Below are 16,752 nucleotides of genomic sequence, written 5' to 3' on the forward strand. Positions count from 1 at the left end.
GAGGATGATGGGTAACTGCCTGTGGCAAGGTTGCCGCTACTGATGGTCCCCCGAAAAAATGCTGAGCCTGGCCTGTGCTGGTCAGGCTTTTCGTTTTTTCTCTCTCTTTTTTCTTCTTCTTCTTCTTCTTTCTCTTTTGCTGGCAGTATCCGGTGGACGGGAGGCCATAAAAAAGGACAGCCGTACGGCTGTCCTTTTTTATGGCCTTGGGGAAAGCATATTGGAAAGAGGAGCGACCGGATGCCGGTCGGCCTGTACCCGTTCATCGTGGACGTTACAGCCTGCAAGAACGGTATTAGCCCTGGGAGAGGCCTTTCACGCGAGGAAGAGGGATCCCCTTGCCGCCTTAAAGGTACAGATGCGGCAGCACCTCGCGGGAATCCAGCCATATGGTCACGGGGCCCCAGTTGATGAGGTGGACGCGCATGTCCGCGCCGAACACGCCCGTAGGCACGGGGCGGCCGCTTTCTTCACTGACTTTTCGGGTGAAGCGGTCGAACATCTCGCGGGACCAGGCAGGATCGCCGGCATGGGAGAAGGAGGGGCGGCGGCCCTTGCGGCAGTCGGCATACAGCGTGAACTGCGGCACCAGCAGGACATCGGCCCCGCAATCCCGGGCGGAGCGGTCGAACTTGTCGCAGCGGTCTCCTTCGCCGGGGAAGATGCGCAGATCCAGCAGCTTGCGCGCCATGCCTTCAAAAACAGGGCTGTGGTGGAAGTCCGGGCCGTCTTCGTCACCAAAGCCGGTCATGACCAGCAGGCCCTTGCCGATGGCGCCGGTGGTCTGGCCGTCCACAGTGACGGCCGCTTCGAGGACACGTTGAACCAGGAGTCGCATCAGTCCTCCTTGGCGGTCGCGGCACCGTCCTGCCGGGCGGCGTGACGGGCAGCTTTCTTGGCCTGTTTGGCCATCTCTTCTTCACGCAGGGCGCGGCGCAGGACCTTGCCCACGATGGTCTTGGGCAGTTCCTCGCGGAATTCCACCAGGCGGGGCACCTTGTAGGAGGCCAGGCGCTGGCGACACCAGCCCACGATATCGGCCTTGGTCAGTTCCACGCCGGGACGGGGCACGATATAGGCCTTGAGGGCCTCGCCGCGCACGCCGTCGGGGATGCCGACGCTCACGCCTTCCAGCACGTCGGGGTGTTCCAGCAGGACTTCGTCCACTTCACGCGGATAGACGTTGTAGCCGCCCACGATGACCATGTCCTTCTTGCGGTCCATGATGAAGAAATAGCCTTCCTCGTCCATGACGGCCAGGTCGCCGGTATAGAGCCAGCCGTTGCGCAGGGCGCTGGCGGTCTCGTCGGGCAGGTGCCAGTAGCCCTGCATGACCTGCGGGCCACGGATGACCAGTTCCCCCAGCTTGCCCACAGGCAGGGGGGCGGTGCCGCTTTCGCTGTCCACGATGCGGGCATCGGTGCCGGGCAGGGGCATGCCGATGGAGCCTTCTTTCTGCTTGCTGTCTTCGCGGGGATTGATATGGGTGATGGGCGAGGCTTCCGTCAGACCGTAGCCTTCGAGGATGATGGCGCCGGTCAGCTCCTGGAAGCGGCGGAAGGTATCGCGGGGCAGGGGAGCGGAGCCCGAGATGCAGAGCTTGATACAGGTCAGGTCGTACTGGCCCAGGGTCTTTTGCTGCAGCAGCGAGCTGTAGACCGCGGGCGCACCGGGGAAGACCGTGGGGCGGTGCTTGCCGATGAGGTGCAGCACGTCCTGGGGCACATAGCGGGGCAGGGGCAGCACCGTGGCGGCCAGGGCGGCCGGGATGGTCAGGCCCGTGGTCAGACCGTAGACATGGAAAAAGGGCAGCAGGCCCACGAAGCGGTGTTCCGTCTCGGCGGTCTCCTGGATGATGCTCAGGATTTGGCGGCAGTTGGTGCCCAGATTGCTGTGGGTCAGGGCCACGCCCTTGGGGATGCCGGTGGTGCCGCCGGTATATTGCAGCAGCGCGGGCGTGTTCTGCGGGTCGGCGATGGGTTCGCTCAGGGGCTGGGCGCCCCTGCTGAAGTCCTTCCAGGCGATGACCTTGTCATCATAGGGGATGGGGACGGCCTTCTGGCGGCCCTTGGTGAAACGGTAGATGAGGTTCAGCGGGAAGGAAAGGGCATCGGCGATGCCGGTGACCACATAGGTCTTGACGGGCAGACGGTCACGCAACGGAGCCACGCGGGGCCAGAGCATGTCCAGCAGGACAAGGCATTCGGCACCGGCGTCATTGAGGTTCTGGAGCAGCTCCCGTTCCATGTAGAGGGGGTTGACCATCACGGCCACGGCCCCGCATTTGACCACGCCCCAGAAGGCGATCATGGTCTGGGGCAGGTTGGGCAGCATGACGGCCACGCGCTGGCCCGGCCGGATGCCCGCGCGGCGCAGGGCCCCGGCGAAGCGTTCCGCGGCCTCATGCAGGGCCTTGTAGCTCAGGCGGGTGTTCTGGAAGATCAGGGCCGGGCGCTTGGGATAGCGTGCGGCGGCCTCATCCAGCAGGCTGTACAGGGGCTGGTCGAAAACAGTGACGGTACGGGGAACGGACGGTTCGTAATGGGAGAACCAGGGACGGTGCAGCTCGGGGGTCATGCCATTTCCTTGGTGTTGCGCGGGTGAGGGGGAAGCTGGAACGCCGTGGCCACGGCATAGGCCTTGATGCCTTCACAGGCACCGGTAAAGCCCAGCTTTTCTTCCGTGGTGGCCTTGATGTTGACCGAGTCCGTACCCAGGCCCAGCAGGCGGGCCACGTTCTTGCGGATCTCTTCACGATGGGGAGCCAGTTTGGGGGTCTGGGCCACGACGGTCAGATCCACGTGGCAGAGGGTCAGACCGGCATCCCGGAAGCGTTCCAGCACGTCGTCCAGAAGGACAGCAGAGGAAATATTGTCGAAACGGGCGTCGGCATCAGGGAAAAGACGGCCGATGTCGCCCAGGGCCGCGCAGCCCAGCAGGGCATCCATCAGGGCATGGAGCAGGACGTCGCCGTCGGAATGGGCGATGACCTCGGGAGCATTGGGGATGATGATGCCGCCCAGCTTCATGGGGCGGCCGCTGCCGTAGCGGTGGACGTCATAGCCCATGCCCACGCGCGGCACCGGCATGACGGGGGAGCGTTCTTCCAGCAAGGCAAGATCCTCGGGATGGGTGATCTTGATATTGGCGGCTTCGCCCGGCACCACCAGTACGGGGTGCCCGTGGGCTTCCATCAGGGCTGCATCGTCCGTGGCCGCGCGTCCGGCGGCGCTTTCCTGCCGGGCGGCATCGTGGGCGGCCAGGAGGGGAGGCAGGGCAAAGCCCTGGGGGGTCTGCACGGCACGCAGCCGGGCACGGGGCGGCGTGTCCGTCACAAGATCGTCGCAGACGGCCTTTATGGTATCCGTGACGGCAAGGCCCGGGATGACGGCCACGGCACCTGCGGCGAGCGCATCGCACATACGGTGGACGAGGGCCGCGCTCATGAAGGGGCGCGCACTGTCGTGCACCAGCACATGCGTGGCTTCCTTGGGCAGGGCGGCCAGCCCGTGGCGCACGGAGTCCTGCCGTTCCGCCCCGCCGGCCACGGCCAGCCAGGGGATGCCGGGATCCTCGTCGCGGACCAGCTGGGCCAGGCGCTGTTTTTCTTCTTCCAGGCAATCCTGGGGGAAGACAAAAACAAGGCCCGCCACGGCCCCGGAACGGGCCAGAGTGCGGGCTGAATGCCAGTAAAGGGGAACCCCTTTCCAGAGCAGGAACTGTTTGGAGTGGCCGCCTGTAGCGGCGGACAGGCGCTTGCCCTGTCCTGCGGCCAGAACGAGGGCCCAGGGACGGACGGGAATTCGTGTCATGCTGTACTCGCAAAAAAAACAGGCAGGAGTCGAACGATAAGCCGGGTTCTGTTCGCGCCGGGGCGCGCGATCGCCATTCCTCTAGAAGAGCAGTTGCCTGCCCTCTCAAGCAGCCTACCCGGAAGGTATGGCCGGGCCAGCCTCCTTCCCTATTTGGCCTTGCTCCAGACGGGGTATGCCGAGCATGCCGTGTCACCACGGCATCTGGTGGTCTCTTACTCCACCGTTTCACCCTTACCCGGCCGGTACGGGACCGGCCGGGCGGTTTGCTTTCTGTGGCGCTGTCCGAAGGTCGCCCTTCCTGGACGTTATCCAGCGTCCTGCCCTGTGGAGCCCGGACTTTCCTCTCCGGGCCAATGCCCGCAGCGGCGATCTGTCCGGCTCCTGCCTGTTGATTTTTAGTCCACCAGAGTCTTGGGTTTGGCCGGAGCGGCCTGCAGTTCCATATCCGGGAAGTGCTCGTTCCAGAAGATCAGGCGCTGGCAGTTGGGGCAGCTCAGGATCTGCTGGCCGCGCTGCAGTTCGATGAAGGACTGCGGCGGGATGGCGATGTGGCAGCCGGAGCAGATGCCTTCGCGCACACCGACGATGACGGGATGCTCAAGACGCTTGCGGATGAATTCGTACCGCACGAAGACGGGCTGGGGGATGACGCCGGCGGCATGCTGGCGCTTTTCTTCCAGTTCGGCCAGCTTGGCCTGGGCCAGCTGGATCTTTTCTTCCAGGCCGTCGCGGCGCACTTCCAGTTCGGCCTGGAGGGCGCCATGGGTCAGGTCCAGCTCGGCCAGGGCTTCGTTCTGGCGCTGCACCTCTTCCATGAGGGTCATCTTTTCTTCCTCACGGGAGCGGTTGATCTTTTCCATGCTGTCCATTTCGCGCATCATGGCATGGTATTCGCGCGTGTTTTCCACCTGCATGAGCTTGTTCTTGCTCTTCTTGATGCGGGCGGAGTCGTCGTCGATCTCCATGGCGAGGCGCTTCTGCTGTTCCTGCAGGTGGGTCAGCTTTTCCACGATGCGTTCGCGCTGGGCGTTGCTGGCATCGAATTTGGCCTGCAGCTCGTCCAGCTGGCGGGGAGCGGATTCCAGTTCCTGACGCACGGCAAAGATGGCGTCGTCCACTTTCTGCAGCTCGACAAGCTGGCGGATCTGGTCAAGGTAGACAGCGGTGCTCATGAGGTTCCTCCTAAAGAACGCGGGGATGGACAGGCTGGAAAGGGGAGGCCGAAGGCACGAAGATGACTTCGAGCATCGGGCAGGCGTGCTGCAGGTGGATGGCGGCACGCCGCATCATTTCTTCTTCCAGGCTGTGATGGCCCACGTCGAAAAGACAAAGTTGCGTATCCAGCGCCGTATGGTATTTGACGTCGCCGGTGATGAAAATGTCGGCACCCGCGGCGCGGGCCTCCTCCAGCAGGGAGGATCCCGAACCGGTGCAGTAGGCCACCCGCCGGATGCTTTCCGGGCAGGGGCCGCTGACGGTGGCGGTGCTCAGGTCGATGTGCGCGGCCAGCATGCCGGCCAGCTGCTGCAGGTCCACGGGCTCGGCCAGATCGCCGGCCAGGCCGAAGCCGTGCGGCAGATCCCCCGTGCCGGGGCCGGTGGGTTCCAGCACGGCCAGATTGTCCAGATGCAGCTCGCGGGCCAGCCAGGACACCGGGCCGTCGCTGTTGACGTCCAGCGAGGTATGCGCGGCGTAAAGCGGCACATCGTTGGTCAGCAGCAGGCGCAGGACTTCGTGGTAATGGTCGATGCGGTTGGGCAGCGAAGGCTTGAGCGCCAGCGGATGATGGCTGAGGATGCACTGCGCACCGAGCTCGAGCGCGGCCGAGACGGAAGCCGGGCTCGGATCGAGGCAGACAGCCAGACGCGTGGCGTCGGTCCTGTGCGCGGCCACCTGCAGGCCCGAAGCGTCCCAGGACGCGGCACCCTGCAGGGGGGCCATCTGTTCTATGATGCTAATGATCTCTGCTATATGCATATCGATCCCTTACAGTAAAAAAGCACTTCCCTGAAACCAGAAAAGTGCTTTCAAAAGCAAAGGGCGGCAGGCTCGCTGCAAATGATCGACACCTGTGTCTGCGACCACTGGGGCCGTAACCAGCAAAATGGTTCAAAGAATTTAGCTGGCCCTGAGCCCGCTGTCAAGCGGGAAGTCCCCTCCCTTCCTTATATTAAAGGGCGCGCAGGTAGCGCACGGCGTTGGAGAACAGCTGGGTGGCCGGGGGCACGTCGATGGAGCCGCGGGTCCAGGTGGGATAGTTGGTCACATGGTGGAACGCTTCGGGGTGGGGCATGAGGCCCAGCACGCGCCCGCTGGGATCCGTCAGGCCGGCGATGGCCAGGCTGGAACCGTTGGGGTTGAGCGGATATTCCATGGTCGCCTTGCCGGTCTCGGGATCGGCATACTGCAGGGCGATGAGGTTTTCATCGGCCAGGCGCTGCAGAGTGGCGTCGTCACGGGCGATGAGCTTGCCCTCGCCGTGGCGCACGGGCATGGCCATCATGGGCAGATCCTTGGTGAAGACGCAGGGGCTCTTGGGGTTGGGCAGCAGGTGCACCCAGCGGTCTTCGTAACGGGCGGAGTCGTTGTGGCTCAGAGAGACCTGGCGCTCGAAACGGTTGTTGTCCAGGGCGGGCAGCACGCCCAGCTTGACCAGAAGCTGGAAGCCGTTACAGATGCCCAGGATCAGTTTGCCGTCGTTGATGAATTCGGTCAGGGACTGGAGCAGGGGAGTGCCCGTGCTGTCCTTCAGATAGCGCCAGCGCATGCTAGCAGCCTGGGCGGCACCCAGGTCGTCACCATCCAGGAACCCGCCGGGGAACACGAGAAAATGGTAATCGCTCAGGCGGACTTTGGCGGCCACGATGTCGGAAAAGTGCACGACGTCAGCGCGGTCGGCACCCGCGAGACGGGCGGCGTGGGCGGTTTCGAGATGGGAATTGGTGCCATAGCCGGTGATGACGAGAGTATTGACTGTGCCCATGCGGCAGAAGCCTCCTTGCAAGCGGTAGCCACAAAGGGCCACTATAGAAATGGAAAAAGAGACTACCTGCAAAGTTTATAATAGTCAATGCTGGTAAAATGATTCGGATTGGTGTAAAACCTCCCGATTGCGCGAGGGCGGTTCGCCCGGGCGCAGCACATGCGGTCCGGACCACGGTCCGCTGTATGTCATCAAAAGGTAGGAGTTCATGAAAACCAAGTTCATTTTTGTTACGGGCGGTGTGTTGTCTTCCCTGGGCAAGGGCCTTGCCGCGGCTTCGCTGGGCGCCCTGTTGCAGACCCGGGGACTTTCCGTCACCATCCAAAAGCTGGATCCGTATATCAATGTTGACCCCGGCACCATGAATCCCTTCCAGCACGGCGAAGTGTTCGTGACCGATGACGGGGCCGAGACCGACCTGGACCTGGGCCACTACGAGCGTTACCTCAACGTGCCCATGTCGCGCAAGAACAACACCACTTCCGGTGCCATCTACAACCACGTGATCGCCAAGGAACGCCGGGGCGATTACCTGGGCGGCACCGTGCAGGTGATCCCCCACATCACCGACGAGATCAAGCGCACCGTGCTTTCCCTGGCCGAAGGCGACAACGCCCCTGACGTGGCCATCATCGAGATCGGCGGCACCGTGGGCGACATCGAAGGCCTGCCCTTCCTGGAAGCCATCCGCCAGCTCAAGTCCGAGCTGGGCCGCGACAACTGCCTGAACATCCATCTGACGCTGGTGCCCTACCTCAAGGCCGCCGGTGAGCACAAGACCAAGCCCACCCAGCACAGCGTCAAGGAACTGCTTTCCATCGGCATCCAGCCCGACATCATCCTCTGCCGCTGCGAGCACAGCATCCCCGAAGAGATGCGCCGCAAGATCGCCCTGTTCTGCAACGTGGATCAGGATGCCGTGTTCTCCTCCGTGGACGTGGGCAACATCTATGAAGTGCCCCTGCGTTTCTACGAGGAAGGCTTCGATCAGAAAGTGGCCATCATGCTGCGCCTGCCCGCGCGCAACGCCCACCTGGAAGACTGGAAAAAGCTGGTCTACGACTGTGCCAATCCCCAGGGCAGCGTGACCATCGCCATCGTGGGCAAGTATGTGGACCTGAAGGAAGCCTACAAGAGCCTGCATGAAGCCCTGATCCACGGCGGCGTGGCCAACCGCGTTTCCGTGAACCTGCGCTACGTGAATTCCGAGAACGTGGACGACAGCAACGTGGCCGCCACCTTTGCCGGCTGCGACGGCATTCTGGTGCCCGGCGGCTTCGGTTACCGCGGCGTGGAAGGCAAGATCGCCGCCATCCGTTATGCCCGTGAGAACCGCATCCCCTTCTTCGGCATCTGTCTGGGCATGCAGTGCGCGGTCATCGAGTTCGCCCGTCACGTGGCCGGTCTGGAAGACGCCAACTCCGAAGAATTCGATCCCCTGAGCGCCCACAAGGTCATCTACCTGATGACCGAATGGTTCGACTTCCGCACCAAGAACCTGGAAAAGCGCGACGCCGAGAGCGACAAGGGCGGCACCATGCGCCTGGGCGCCTACCCCTGCAAGATCATCCCCGATACCCGTGCCTTTGAAGCGTACGGCAAGGAACTGGTGGAAGAACGCCACCGTCACCGCTACGAGTTCAACAACGCCTTCAAGGATCTGCTGGAAGAAAAGGGCATGGTCTTCAGCGGCACCGCCCCCGACGGCTCCCTGATGGAAATCGTGGAACTGCCCGACCATCCCTGGTTCCTGGGCTGCCAGTTCCATCCCGAGTTCAAGTCCCGTCCCATGGCGGCGCATCCCCTGTTCCGCGAATTCATCAAGGCCGCCAAGAACAATCACAAGAAATAGGGCTTTTGTGCAAGAAAAGCCGTTCAGGACGCTCCGCTGGCGCGGGGCGTCCTTTTTTTATGCAATGACTTGAAATATTCCCTTTTTTGTGCTCCCGGGCCAGCCTCCCTTGCCTATTGGTGCAGCATGTGGCATGGTATTTGAAACGTAGAAAATTTTTACTGACAGGATAGCACCCCATGGCATTGGAACTTCGTCAACAACTCAAATTGTCGCAGCAGCTGGTCATGACCCCCCAGCTGCAGCAGGCCATCAAGCTGTTGCAGCTTTCTCGTGTCGAACTTCTGGAGACCGTCCAGCAGGAATTGCTGGAGAACCCCTTTCTGGAAGAGGCCCCGGCCAATGAGCCCGTGGCTCCGCAGGATCAGGAGGAGCCGCGGCACGAGAAGCCCCAGGACGAAGTCTATGACGAAGACCTTTCCCGCAATGCCGACTGGGAGGAATATCTCGGCGAATTCGCCAGCACGCCGCGCACCTCGCAGGGGCGGGAACTGGAGATCGCGGAAGAGATCTCTCCCCTGGAGGCCCGTTACTCGGCCAAGCCCACGCTGGAAGGCCATCTGCTCTGGCAGCTGCATCTTTCTACCCTGACGGACGAGCAGAAGGAGATCGGCGAGATCATCATCGGCAATCTGGGCTCGTCGGGCTATCTGCGGGCCAGCGTGGAAGAGATCGCCGAGATGGCGTCCACCACGCCGGAGGCCGTGCAGACCGTGCTGGAGCGCGTACAGCTTTTCGACCCGGTGGGCGTGGCGGCCCGGGATGCCCGCGAATGTCTGCTGGTGCAGCTGAAGAGCCTGCGCTACGACCGTGACCCCATCCTGCTGGAACTGGTGCAGTCGCATCTGGAAGATCTGGAAGCCCACCGCTACAAGCCCCTGCTGCGCAAGTTCAAGCTGGATATGGAAGGCCTGCGCGAGTACCTGGACATCATCCAGTCCCTGGAGCCCCTGCCCGGTGCCAGCTTCGACGGCAGCGAGCCCACCTATGTAAGCCCTGACGTCTTCGTGTACAGCGTCGGTGACGAGTTCGTCATCCTGCTCAATGAAGATGGTTTGCCGCATCTGCAGCTCTCCAGCATGTTGCGTGATGGCGTTCCCTCCTGTAATGAAAAAGAGAAGGACTACGTTTCGGAAAAGGTGCGTTCCGCATCCTGGCTCATCCGCAGTCTGTACCAGCGGCAGCGCACGCTGTATAAAGTGGTGGAGAGCATCGTCAAACATCAGCAGCCCTTTTTCCGTGACGGCGTCACCAAGCTCGCGCCGCTCATCCTCAAGGATATCGCCGACGATATCGGGATGCATGAATCCACGGTCAGCCGCATCACCACCAACAAGTATGTGGCGACGCCGCACGGCATCTTCGAACTGAAATTTTTCTTCAACAGCGGGCTTGAACTGGACGATGGAAGTCAGGTAGGCTCAGAGAGCGTCAAGGCTCTGATCAAAAAGTTCATCGCTGGCGAAGATCCCAAATCGCCCCTGAGCGACGAGCGGCTCGGCGAGCTGCTCAAGGAACAGTTGAAGGTCAATATCGCACGGCGCACGGTGGCCAAGTACCGCACGGCGCTGAACATCCCCTCATCCTCAAAGCGCAAGGAACATTTCTGATTCCTGCACCACGGGAGGTTCTATGAACATTGCTTTCACTTTCAAGAACTTCGAGGCCTCCGATCATCTGAAGAAGTATGCCCGTCGCCGCATGGAGAAGATGGGACGCTTTTTTGGCAAGGCTTCCGGACTGGAAGTCGGTGTTGTGCTTACTGTGGACAAGTTCCGGCATCGCTGTGAAGTGACCATCGCCGGCGAGGGGCTGCACCTGAGTGCTTCCGAGCAGTCTTCCGACATGTACGCCGCCATCGACCTTGTGGTGGACAAGGTCGAGGCCCAGATCAAGAAGCACGTCTCGCGCGTCAAGGAACAGCGCCGTCAGGCCCGCAACGCCAGCGTGGATGTCTTCACCTACAACCTGGAAGCCGATCCCGATGAAGAACCCGCCGTGGTGGGCACCGAGCGCTTTGCGCCCAAGCCCCTGCATCTGGACGAAGCCCTGATGCAGCTGGAATCCATCGGCAGTGAGTTCCTGGTCTTCATCAATGCCGAGACCGACCGCGTCAATGTGGTGTACCGCCGTCGCATCGGCGGCTATGCCGTCATCGACCCCGTCCTGTAAAGACTTCGGGGCCCCCGCAAGGGGGCCCCTTCGAGATTGCCATGAGCCAGACACCATCCGAGGGCGCGGCAGCGCCTGTCCAGGTCTGTATAGTCACCGGCCTTTCGGGGGCCGGTAAAAGTACGGCGCTGCGGGTCTTTGAAGACCTGCGCTATTTCACTGTGGACGGGTTGCCTGCCGGGCTGGCCGTCGAGATGGTGGAGATGATGCGGCGCGGATCCATGGAACGCTTCCGGGGCATGGCCCTGGGCATGGACATGCGCCAGCAGGACTTTCTGGAAGAGCTCAATGTGGCCCTTGCCCAGCTTTCCGAGCACGGGGTCCGGCCCATACTGCTTTTTCTGGAAGCCGGAGCGCAGGAGCTCATGCGCCGTTATGCCACCACCCGCCGGCCCCATCCGCTGGAGCGTGAGGGCATGGGCCTTGAGGATGCCCTGCACGAGGAACGCACACGCCTGGCCCCCGTGCGCGAGATGGCGGATCTGGTCATAGATACCAGCCGTTTTTCCATCCATGACCTGCGCCGCGCCATCCAGAAGCGCTGGAGCAGGATGTCGGGCAAGCTGCGGGCCATCCAGGTCAACGTCATCTCGTTCGGCTTCAAGTACGGCGTCCCGCGCGAGGCGGATTTCGTCTTTGACCTGCGCTTTTTGCCCAATCCCTATTTTGTAGAAAAATTGCGTCCCCTCAGCGGCAAGGACAAGGCTGTCCGTGACTATGTCTTTGCCTCCGAGGCCGCGCAGGAATTCGAGAAGAAGCTTTTTGACCTGGTGCGCTTCATGCTGCCGCAGATGGAAGCGGAAGGCCGCTACCGGGTCGCCATCGCCGTGGGCTGTACCGGTGGCCGCCACCGTTCCGTCGCCACGGCCGAGGCCCTGTTCCAGATGCTGCGCCAGGCGGATTATCCGGCCAGTATCGAGCACAGGCACCTTGAACTTGGCTAGGAAAGCTGGCACTCTTGGCCTTACGTGCTGCATTTTGCAGAAATTTCAGTTCCAGCGCGAGGTATGTCATGTCGGAACAGCAATCTTCCACCCAGGTCGGCATCATCGTTGTCGCCCATGCCGACTATGGCTCTGCCATGCTGCGCACGGCGGAGTTCATCCTTGGTACCCTGAGCGACTGCACCTCCATCAGCGTGGACATCGCCCAGGAAGTGCCTGAGACCGTGCGCCGTCTGGATGATGCCGCCCAGCGGCTGGACAAGGGCGCCGGGGTCATCATCCTCACCGACATGTTCGGCGGCACCCCCACCAATCTGGCCCTCTCCCTGCTGGGGAGCCATAATGTGGAAGTCGTCACCGGCGTCAACCTGCCCATGCTGCTCAAGGTCTTCACCTGTCGCGAAAAGCCCCTGGCCGAGCTGGCCAAGCTGGCCGGAGAGGCCGGAACCAAGGGCATCGTCGTGGCCGGCAGCATGCTGCGTTCCCGGAACAAAGAAAAAACAGGCGATTGATCCGTATGCTCTGGTTCAGAGTGGACAACCGTCTGGTGCACGGGCAGGTCATCGAAGGCTGGCTGCCCTATGTGGCCGCCCGGCACCTGATAGTTGCCAATGACGCCATGTCGGCGGACCTTCTGCAGCAGCAGATCGTCTCCTTGGCCGTGCCGGAGCAGGTGGCCATCCACTTCGTACCGGTGGACGCCCTGCTTGAGACCCTGGCCTGCTGTGGCGAGAGCAGCCTCGTCCTCTTTGCCGACTGTCAGGATGCCCGCAGGGCCCTGGAGAGCGGCGTCGACATCCGGGCCCTCAATATCGGCAATCTGCACTACGCACCGGGCAAGATCCAGGTCTTTCCGCATGTGGCCCTTTCCGAACAGGACAGGGAGGACTTGCGGGCCATGCTGCAACAGCAGGTAGAGCTGGATTTCCGCTGTGTGCCTTCCGACAAAATCCGGGATGCTTATGAGCAGCTTCTCTGATGCCCTCTGGCTGGGCGTGCAATACGCTTTTTTTTTGTCCTCGCGGGGGTAGCCCGTTCCTCTTTTGTCTTCAGGCTGGCTGACAGGCCCCTGTTCTGGGCCCTGTTGCTGGGCGGCCTTTCCGGCCAGTGGCAGCCCGCGCTCTCGCTGGGGATCGTGGTGGAGCTGCTCTGGCTCGATGTCATCGCCCTGGGTAGTGTGGTCCCGCCTTTCGGGACCCTGGCCTTCCTGCTGCTTTTCCCCCTGTCCATCATCCCGGGCTGGTCTGAGGCCCATCAGTTCCTGGCTCCCCTGATGTTCGCGGTATTCGCGGCTTACGGCGCCAGCTATGCGGAGCGCTACCAGCGGGTGGCCCTCAATCCGTTGGTGGACCTGGTCACGGCGTGGTTCTCTTCCGGTCGCGGCTGTACGCCGGGGCAGGCCGTGGCGCTGGGGGCCGTGGTGCGCGCTGCCTGGCAGTTCTCGCTCTACATGCTGTGCTATGTGGCCTTGTGGCTGGCCTGTGATCTGCTGGGAGAGGCGATATTCCTTTTTGAAGGGCAGATGGGCTGGCCCGTACTGTTTGCTGCCAGCATGGTGGGCGGCATCCTTTCTTTGCGCACCCGCCGGGCGTATGCCTGCCTTACGGGGATGTTCGTGGCTGTCTGCGGCTTTTTGGCCGTGACCAGACTGGACATGTTCTAGGAGCTGCCGGGCGCTTCCGGGGAACAGATCCTTCATCACCTTGCCATAAAAAAGCTGCGTCCTGCACGGCATTGCCATGCGGACGCAGCTTTTTTCGGTCGCCATCCGTGGTGGCGGACAGTGCAGGAGGGAGACGGTTTTGCCGTCATCCCTGTTGAAAAGCCTGTATCCAGGCCAGCACGGGCAAGAGCAGGGCCAGCAGGGCGGACAGCCATTGAGGCAGGCCCGGCCAGCGCCGTCTGGTACGCAGGGCCTCCCAGAAACCGAGGGTCATGCCGGCCACCAGGCCGCAGATGTGGGCCAGATAGTCCACGTTCCCTTCGCCCATGCCCCACATGGCCAGAATGCCTACGCCGGCCGCCAGCGGCAGGTAGCGCTTGCTTTCATGATGCAGGACCATATACCCGGCCAGGGCCCCGATGGCCGCGAAGACAGCCGTGGAAAAGCCCAGGCTGAGGACGAATTCCCGTCGCAGCGCCACGGTGAGCAGATTGCCGAGCCCGCCGCCCAGCACGGTCAGCAGCAGGGCCCGTCCCGGACCTGTCAGCCGGGCCAGCAGGGGCAGCATGATGCCGCCCAGCAGGACATTGCCGCCCAGGTGGGCGGCGTCGGCATGCAGGGTCAGGGCCGTGAACAGGCGTTGCCATTCTCCGTAGATGCGCAGGCGGACGTTGTCCAGCGCTCCGGCCTGTTCCCAGCCCATTGGGAGGGGCAGCCCGTCGGGCAGCGGCCACCAGCCGCTGCGCAGGCCGTGCCAGAGGACGAGCAGGAGCAGGGGCAGGGCAGCCAGCCAGCAGCGGGCATGGAGCGCGGGCGGCAGGCCGCGGGGCGCCGGAGGGCGCTGCTTTTCCGCATGGAAGTGCTGCAACTCCTGCCGGGCCAGACCTTCCAGCAGGGCAGGTACATAGATGTATTCTTTTTGGCGGAAGCGCCAGAGCTGATGGGGCAGACCGCAGGCGCTGAGCACGAGGATCATTTCCTGGCGCTGGCTGTAGGAGGTGATGCCCTCGGGGCCGGTGAGGGAACGCCAGTGGAACGGCAGGGGGCGCGGGCGGCGCTGGGCGTGCCAGTATCCCGCAAAAGGGGCAGGCAGACGCAGAAGGCGGGGCTTCATAGCAAAAAAGCCCCGATTGCAGTGGCAACCGGGGCTTTGCGGACAAAAAACAAGTTAGTCCTGCTTGGCGCGGGCGGCGGGCTTGGTCACCACACCGGAGCGCAGGCAACGGGTGCACACGGTCAGGGTGCGCACGGTGCCGTCAGCGAACTGATGACGCACGCGCTGCAGGTTGGGGTTGAAGCGGCGCTTGGTCTTGATGTTGGAATGGCTGACAAGATTGCCGACCTGGGGCTTTTTGCCGCAGAAATCGCATTCTTTGCTCATGATGTCCTCCGTATATGCAGAAAACTGTGTGTATCGTTTATGCGGCAAAGCCGGGTAACAGCGGCCGCGCATTGCGCAGGCAATGAGCCATGCATCCAGCATGGCCGCGCAAGCAGTTCCTTTACCCAAGCTTTGCCAAAAAGGCAAGCCTTTTTCCGGGAAAAGCCCAAATTTCTTTGCTGCGGGCTATTTTTCGGGCGTCAGGCATGGGCAGAGCATCTGGCGCCGGGGCAGGGCGGCCCCTTCCGGAGGGCGACATCCTGCCTGTCCGGCTTCCTTATGCGACAGCAGGCGGGCATGGACGCGGCAGCCGATGGCGTAGGGGGGCAGCCACTGCCGCCACTGTGGTGTCGCGGCGTCGATGGCAAGCCGTGCCAGATCCAGGCAGGCGGTGCAGGAAGCACAGGGGGCATCCGGCAGTTCCAGAACGCAGCAGGCATCCGGGGATTGCTCCAGCGTGGCCATGAGGCTGACGGTGCGGTGGCGCAGATCCAGCTCGGCATCCATGACCGTGGCGCAGGCCTCGGCATCATAGCCCAGTTCTTCATAAGCCATCCAGATCACTTCGCCGTTCATGCGCCCGTACAGGGGATGGCTGTTCCGCAGGCGTTTTTTTTCAGCATCGGGCAGCGTGGCGCTGTCCACCAGGGGAAGGGTGTCGTCCATGGTCCTCCAGAGGCAAAAAAAGGGGCCGGCAGGGCCGGCCCCAGGATGATGGCTGAGGCGGGTGTTACTTCAGCAGGCCCTGCAGGGTCTGCTTGCCCTTGCTGATGGTCTGGTCGAATTCCTGCTGCAGGGATTCCATCAGTTCCTTGACGGAAACGATGCTGTTGACACGGGCCACGTTGGCGCCGCAGAAGGCGAAGCCGCGTTCCAGGTTGCCCTTCATGGCGCTGATGAGGGCCTGGGCGATGCAGTAGGGCGTCTTTTCCTGGTCGCAGGTATGCACGCAGTGGAAGACGCACTTGAAGGGTTTTTTGTTGCCCTGGCGGGCGGCCTCGATGAAGTCGTTCTGCAGGGCGCGGCCGGGCATGCCCACCGGGCTCTTGATGATGGTGATGTCTTCCTCGCGGGCAGCAATGTAGCTCTGCTTGAAGCGGTCATCGGCATCACATTCCTTGGTGGCCACGAAGCGGGTCCCCATCTGGACGCCGGAAGCGCCGAGGTCGAGGAATTTTTTGATGTCTTCGCCGGTGTAGATGCCGCCGGCGGCGATGACGGGCACGGCGCGGCCTTTCTGGTCTTCAAGGCGCTTGGCGGCTTCGACCACCTGGGGGACCAGGACTTCCAGGGCGAAGTTCGGGTCGTTGATCTCTTCACGCTTGAAGCCGAGGTGGCCGCCGGCCTTGGGGCCTTCCACCACGAAGGCGTCGGGCAGGTAGTCGAAGCGGGAGAGCCACTTGCGGGCGATCAGGGTCGCCGCGCGGGCGGAAGAGACGATGGGGACCAGCTTGGTCTTGAACTCTTCCTTTTTTTCTTCGCAGGCCTGCAGGAGATGCTTGGGCATCTCCAGGGGCAGACCGGCACCGGAAAAGATGATGTCGGCACGGTTTTCGATGGCCGTGCGCACCATCTGGCTGAACGTGGTCAGCGCCACCATGATGTTGACGCCGATGATGCCCTGGGTCTTTTCCCGGGCCTTGGTCAGCTCCTGGCGCAGGGCGCGCAGGTTGGCTTCGATGGGGTTCTTGGCCACGTCGGGCTCTTTCATCCCGATCATGGCTCCGGCGATGACGCCGATGCCGCCCTGATTGGCAACAGCAGAGGCGAGGCCGGAAAGGGAAATGCCAACACCCATGCCGCCTTGGACGATGGGCATTTTAGCGGTCAGGTCTCCAATGGACAAAGAAGGAAAAGCCATGATGCAACCTCCAACATGGCGCTATAAGGTAAAGCCCTCGAGGGGCGGTATTGAAATCAATTTTCGGAAAGCATTACCAGA

Annotated in this window: 17 protein-coding genes and 1 other RNA gene; 7 read left to right on the forward strand and 11 right to left on the reverse strand. The window is 62.5% G+C overall.

Translation table 11 applies throughout. The annotated features are described in order from the left end of the window. Positions 1–346: 346 nt before the first annotated feature. The 7 genes from dtd to Q4I12_RS09325 form a co-directional block, all read right to left on the reverse strand. On the reverse strand, positions 347–838 hold the full coding sequence (gene dtd / locus Q4I12_RS09295) for a D-aminoacyl-tRNA deacylase (protein ID WP_168935764.1): 492 nt from the start codon (positions 836–838) through the stop codon (positions 347–349). Then, positions 838–2,577, reverse strand: coding sequence for a long-chain-fatty-acid--CoA ligase (locus Q4I12_RS09300; RefSeq protein ID WP_302261400.1), 1,740 nt, complete (start codon positions 2,575–2,577; stop codon positions 838–840). The genes dtd and Q4I12_RS09300 overlap by 1 nt, the downstream gene beginning before the upstream one ends. Further along, positions 2,574–3,812, reverse strand: coding sequence for a 2-C-methyl-D-erythritol 4-phosphate cytidylyltransferase (gene ispD, locus Q4I12_RS09305; protein ID WP_302261401.1), 1,239 nt, complete (start codon positions 3,810–3,812; stop codon positions 2,574–2,576). The genes Q4I12_RS09300 and ispD overlap by 4 nt, the downstream gene beginning before the upstream one ends. A 21-nt stretch (positions 3,813–3,833) precedes the next feature. After that, an RNA gene (rnpB, locus tag Q4I12_RS09310) (RNase P RNA component class A) lies at positions 3,834–4,197 on the reverse strand. A 13-nt stretch (positions 4,198–4,210) separates the two neighbouring features. Then, positions 4,211–4,987: a zinc ribbon domain-containing protein gene (locus tag Q4I12_RS09315; protein ID WP_168935761.1), complete on the reverse strand. Its 777-nt coding sequence runs from the start codon at positions 4,985–4,987 to the stop codon at positions 4,211–4,213. Positions 4,988–4,997: 10 nt separating this feature from the next. Next, on the reverse strand, positions 4,998–5,792 hold the full coding sequence (locus Q4I12_RS09320) for a Nif3-like dinuclear metal center hexameric protein (RefSeq protein WP_302261402.1): 795 nt from the start codon (positions 5,790–5,792) through the stop codon (positions 4,998–5,000). 193 nt (positions 5,793–5,985) lie between these two features. Next, positions 5,986–6,798, reverse strand: coding sequence for a phosphoribosylformylglycinamidine synthase subunit PurQ (locus tag Q4I12_RS09325; protein WP_006004563.1), 813 nt, complete (start codon positions 6,796–6,798; stop codon positions 5,986–5,988). Between the two features lie 208 nt (positions 6,799–7,006). Here Q4I12_RS09325 and pyrG point away from each other — a divergent pair, with 208 nt between their 5' ends. From pyrG to Q4I12_RS09360, 7 genes are all read left to right on the forward strand, one after another. Further along, positions 7,007–8,650 (forward strand): CTP synthase, encoded by a 1,644-nt coding sequence (gene pyrG / locus Q4I12_RS09330; RefSeq protein WP_006004567.1) that lies wholly within the window; start codon positions 7,007–7,009, stop codon positions 8,648–8,650. A gap of 179 nt (positions 8,651–8,829) precedes the next feature. Next, entirely contained in the window at positions 8,830–10,260 is a 1,431-nt protein-coding gene (gene rpoN, locus Q4I12_RS09335; protein ID WP_204625251.1) for an RNA polymerase factor sigma-54, read from the forward strand. Positions 10,261–10,282: 22 nt separating this feature from the next. Continuing rightward, complete coding sequence (hpf, locus tag Q4I12_RS09340; protein WP_204625252.1) at positions 10,283–10,822, forward strand: ribosome hibernation-promoting factor, HPF/YfiA family; 540 nt, start codon at positions 10,283–10,285, stop codon at positions 10,820–10,822. A gap of 41 nt (positions 10,823–10,863) precedes the next feature. Further along, the gene (rapZ, locus tag Q4I12_RS09345; RefSeq protein WP_302261403.1) at positions 10,864–11,766 is read left to right on the forward strand and encodes an RNase adapter RapZ; all 903 of its coding nucleotides are present in this window, start codon (positions 10,864–10,866) and stop codon (positions 11,764–11,766) included. Between the two features lie 68 nt (positions 11,767–11,834). Beyond that, positions 11,835–12,278, forward strand: coding sequence for a PTS sugar transporter subunit IIA (locus Q4I12_RS09350; protein WP_006004575.1), 444 nt, complete (start codon positions 11,835–11,837; stop codon positions 12,276–12,278). Between the two features lie 5 nt (positions 12,279–12,283). After that, positions 12,284–12,745 carry a PTS sugar transporter subunit IIB gene (locus Q4I12_RS09355; RefSeq protein ID WP_204625254.1) on the forward strand — a complete coding sequence of 154 codons (462 nt, stop codon included), beginning with the start codon at positions 12,284–12,286 and terminating at the stop codon, positions 12,743–12,745. Positions 12,746–12,850: 105 nt separating this feature from the next. Next, positions 12,851–13,429 (forward strand): hypothetical protein, encoded by a 579-nt coding sequence (locus tag Q4I12_RS09360; RefSeq protein WP_302261404.1) that lies wholly within the window; start codon positions 12,851–12,853, stop codon positions 13,427–13,429. 145 nt (positions 13,430–13,574) lie between these two features. On the opposite strand, the gene Q4I12_RS09365 is transcribed toward Q4I12_RS09360, so the two are convergent. The 4 genes from Q4I12_RS09365 to Q4I12_RS09380 all read right to left on the reverse strand — a co-directional run bounded on the left by Q4I12_RS09365 (position 13,575) and on the right by Q4I12_RS09380 (position 16,671). Further along, positions 13,575–14,543: a rhomboid family intramembrane serine protease gene (locus Q4I12_RS09365; RefSeq protein WP_302261405.1), complete on the reverse strand. Its 969-nt coding sequence runs from the start codon at positions 14,541–14,543 to the stop codon at positions 13,575–13,577. A 54-nt stretch (positions 14,544–14,597) separates the two neighbouring features. Next, complete coding sequence (rpmB, locus tag Q4I12_RS09370) at positions 14,598–14,810, reverse strand: 50S ribosomal protein L28 (RefSeq protein WP_040369119.1); 213 nt, start codon at positions 14,808–14,810, stop codon at positions 14,598–14,600. 186 nt (positions 14,811–14,996) lie between these two features. Beyond that, positions 14,997–15,476, reverse strand: coding sequence for a hypothetical protein (locus tag Q4I12_RS09375; RefSeq protein WP_302261406.1), 480 nt, complete (start codon positions 15,474–15,476; stop codon positions 14,997–14,999). A gap of 64 nt (positions 15,477–15,540) precedes the next feature. Next, positions 15,541–16,671, reverse strand: coding sequence for an NAD(P)H-dependent flavin oxidoreductase (locus Q4I12_RS09380; RefSeq protein ID WP_204625258.1), 1,131 nt, complete (start codon positions 16,669–16,671; stop codon positions 15,541–15,543). Positions 16,672–16,752 lie beyond the last annotated feature (81 nt).

The organism is Desulfovibrio piger (assembly GCF_951793255.1).
In the GTDB taxonomy this organism is placed as follows: Bacteria; Desulfobacterota; Desulfovibrionia; order Desulfovibrionales; family Desulfovibrionaceae; genus Desulfovibrio.

What these genes read in the sequence shown, in the direction of transcription:
- Q4I12_RS09300 (WP_302261400.1), bottom strand. Translation starts at nt 2,577, where the DNA reads ATGACCCCCGAGCTGCACCGTCCCTGGTTCTCCCATTACGAACCGTCC.
- rpoN (WP_204625251.1), top strand. Translation starts at nt 8,830, where the DNA reads ATGGCATTGGAACTTCGTCAACAACTCAAATTGTCGCAGCAGCTGGTC.
- Q4I12_RS09315 (WP_168935761.1), bottom strand. Translation starts at nt 4,987, where the DNA reads ATGAGCACCGCTGTCTACCTTGACCAGATCCGCCAGCTTGTCGAGCTG.
- Q4I12_RS09350 (WP_006004575.1), top strand. Translation starts at nt 11,835, where the DNA reads ATGTCGGAACAGCAATCTTCCACCCAGGTCGGCATCATCGTTGTCGCC.
- rapZ (WP_302261403.1), top strand. Translation starts at nt 10,864, where the DNA reads ATGAGCCAGACACCATCCGAGGGCGCGGCAGCGCCTGTCCAGGTCTGT.
- Q4I12_RS09355 (WP_204625254.1), top strand. Translation starts at nt 12,284, where the DNA reads ATGCTCTGGTTCAGAGTGGACAACCGTCTGGTGCACGGGCAGGTCATC.
- hpf (WP_204625252.1), top strand. Translation starts at nt 10,283, where the DNA reads ATGAACATTGCTTTCACTTTCAAGAACTTCGAGGCCTCCGATCATCTG.
- dtd (WP_168935764.1), bottom strand. Translation starts at nt 838, where the DNA reads ATGCGACTCCTGGTTCAACGTGTCCTCGAAGCGGCCGTCACTGTGGAC.
- rpmB (WP_040369119.1), bottom strand. Translation starts at nt 14,810, where the DNA reads ATGAGCAAAGAATGCGATTTCTGCGGCAAAAAGCCCCAGGTCGGCAAT.
- Q4I12_RS09325 (WP_006004563.1), bottom strand. Translation starts at nt 6,798, where the DNA reads ATGGGCACAGTCAATACTCTCGTCATCACCGGCTATGGCACCAATTCC.
- Q4I12_RS09380 (WP_204625258.1), bottom strand. Translation starts at nt 16,671, where the DNA reads ATGGCTTTTCCTTCTTTGTCCATTGGAGACCTGACCGCTAAAATGCCC.
- ispD (WP_302261401.1), bottom strand. Translation starts at nt 3,812, where the DNA reads ATGACACGAATTCCCGTCCGTCCCTGGGCCCTCGTTCTGGCCGCAGGA.
- pyrG (WP_006004567.1), top strand. Translation starts at nt 7,007, where the DNA reads ATGAAAACCAAGTTCATTTTTGTTACGGGCGGTGTGTTGTCTTCCCTG.
- Q4I12_RS09375 (WP_302261406.1), bottom strand. Translation starts at nt 15,476, where the DNA reads ATGGACGACACCCTTCCCCTGGTGGACAGCGCCACGCTGCCCGATGCT.
- Q4I12_RS09365 (WP_302261405.1), bottom strand. Translation starts at nt 14,543, where the DNA reads ATGAAGCCCCGCCTTCTGCGTCTGCCTGCCCCTTTTGCGGGATACTGG.
- Q4I12_RS09320 (WP_302261402.1), bottom strand. Translation starts at nt 5,792, where the DNA reads ATGCATATAGCAGAGATCATTAGCATCATAGAACAGATGGCCCCCCTG.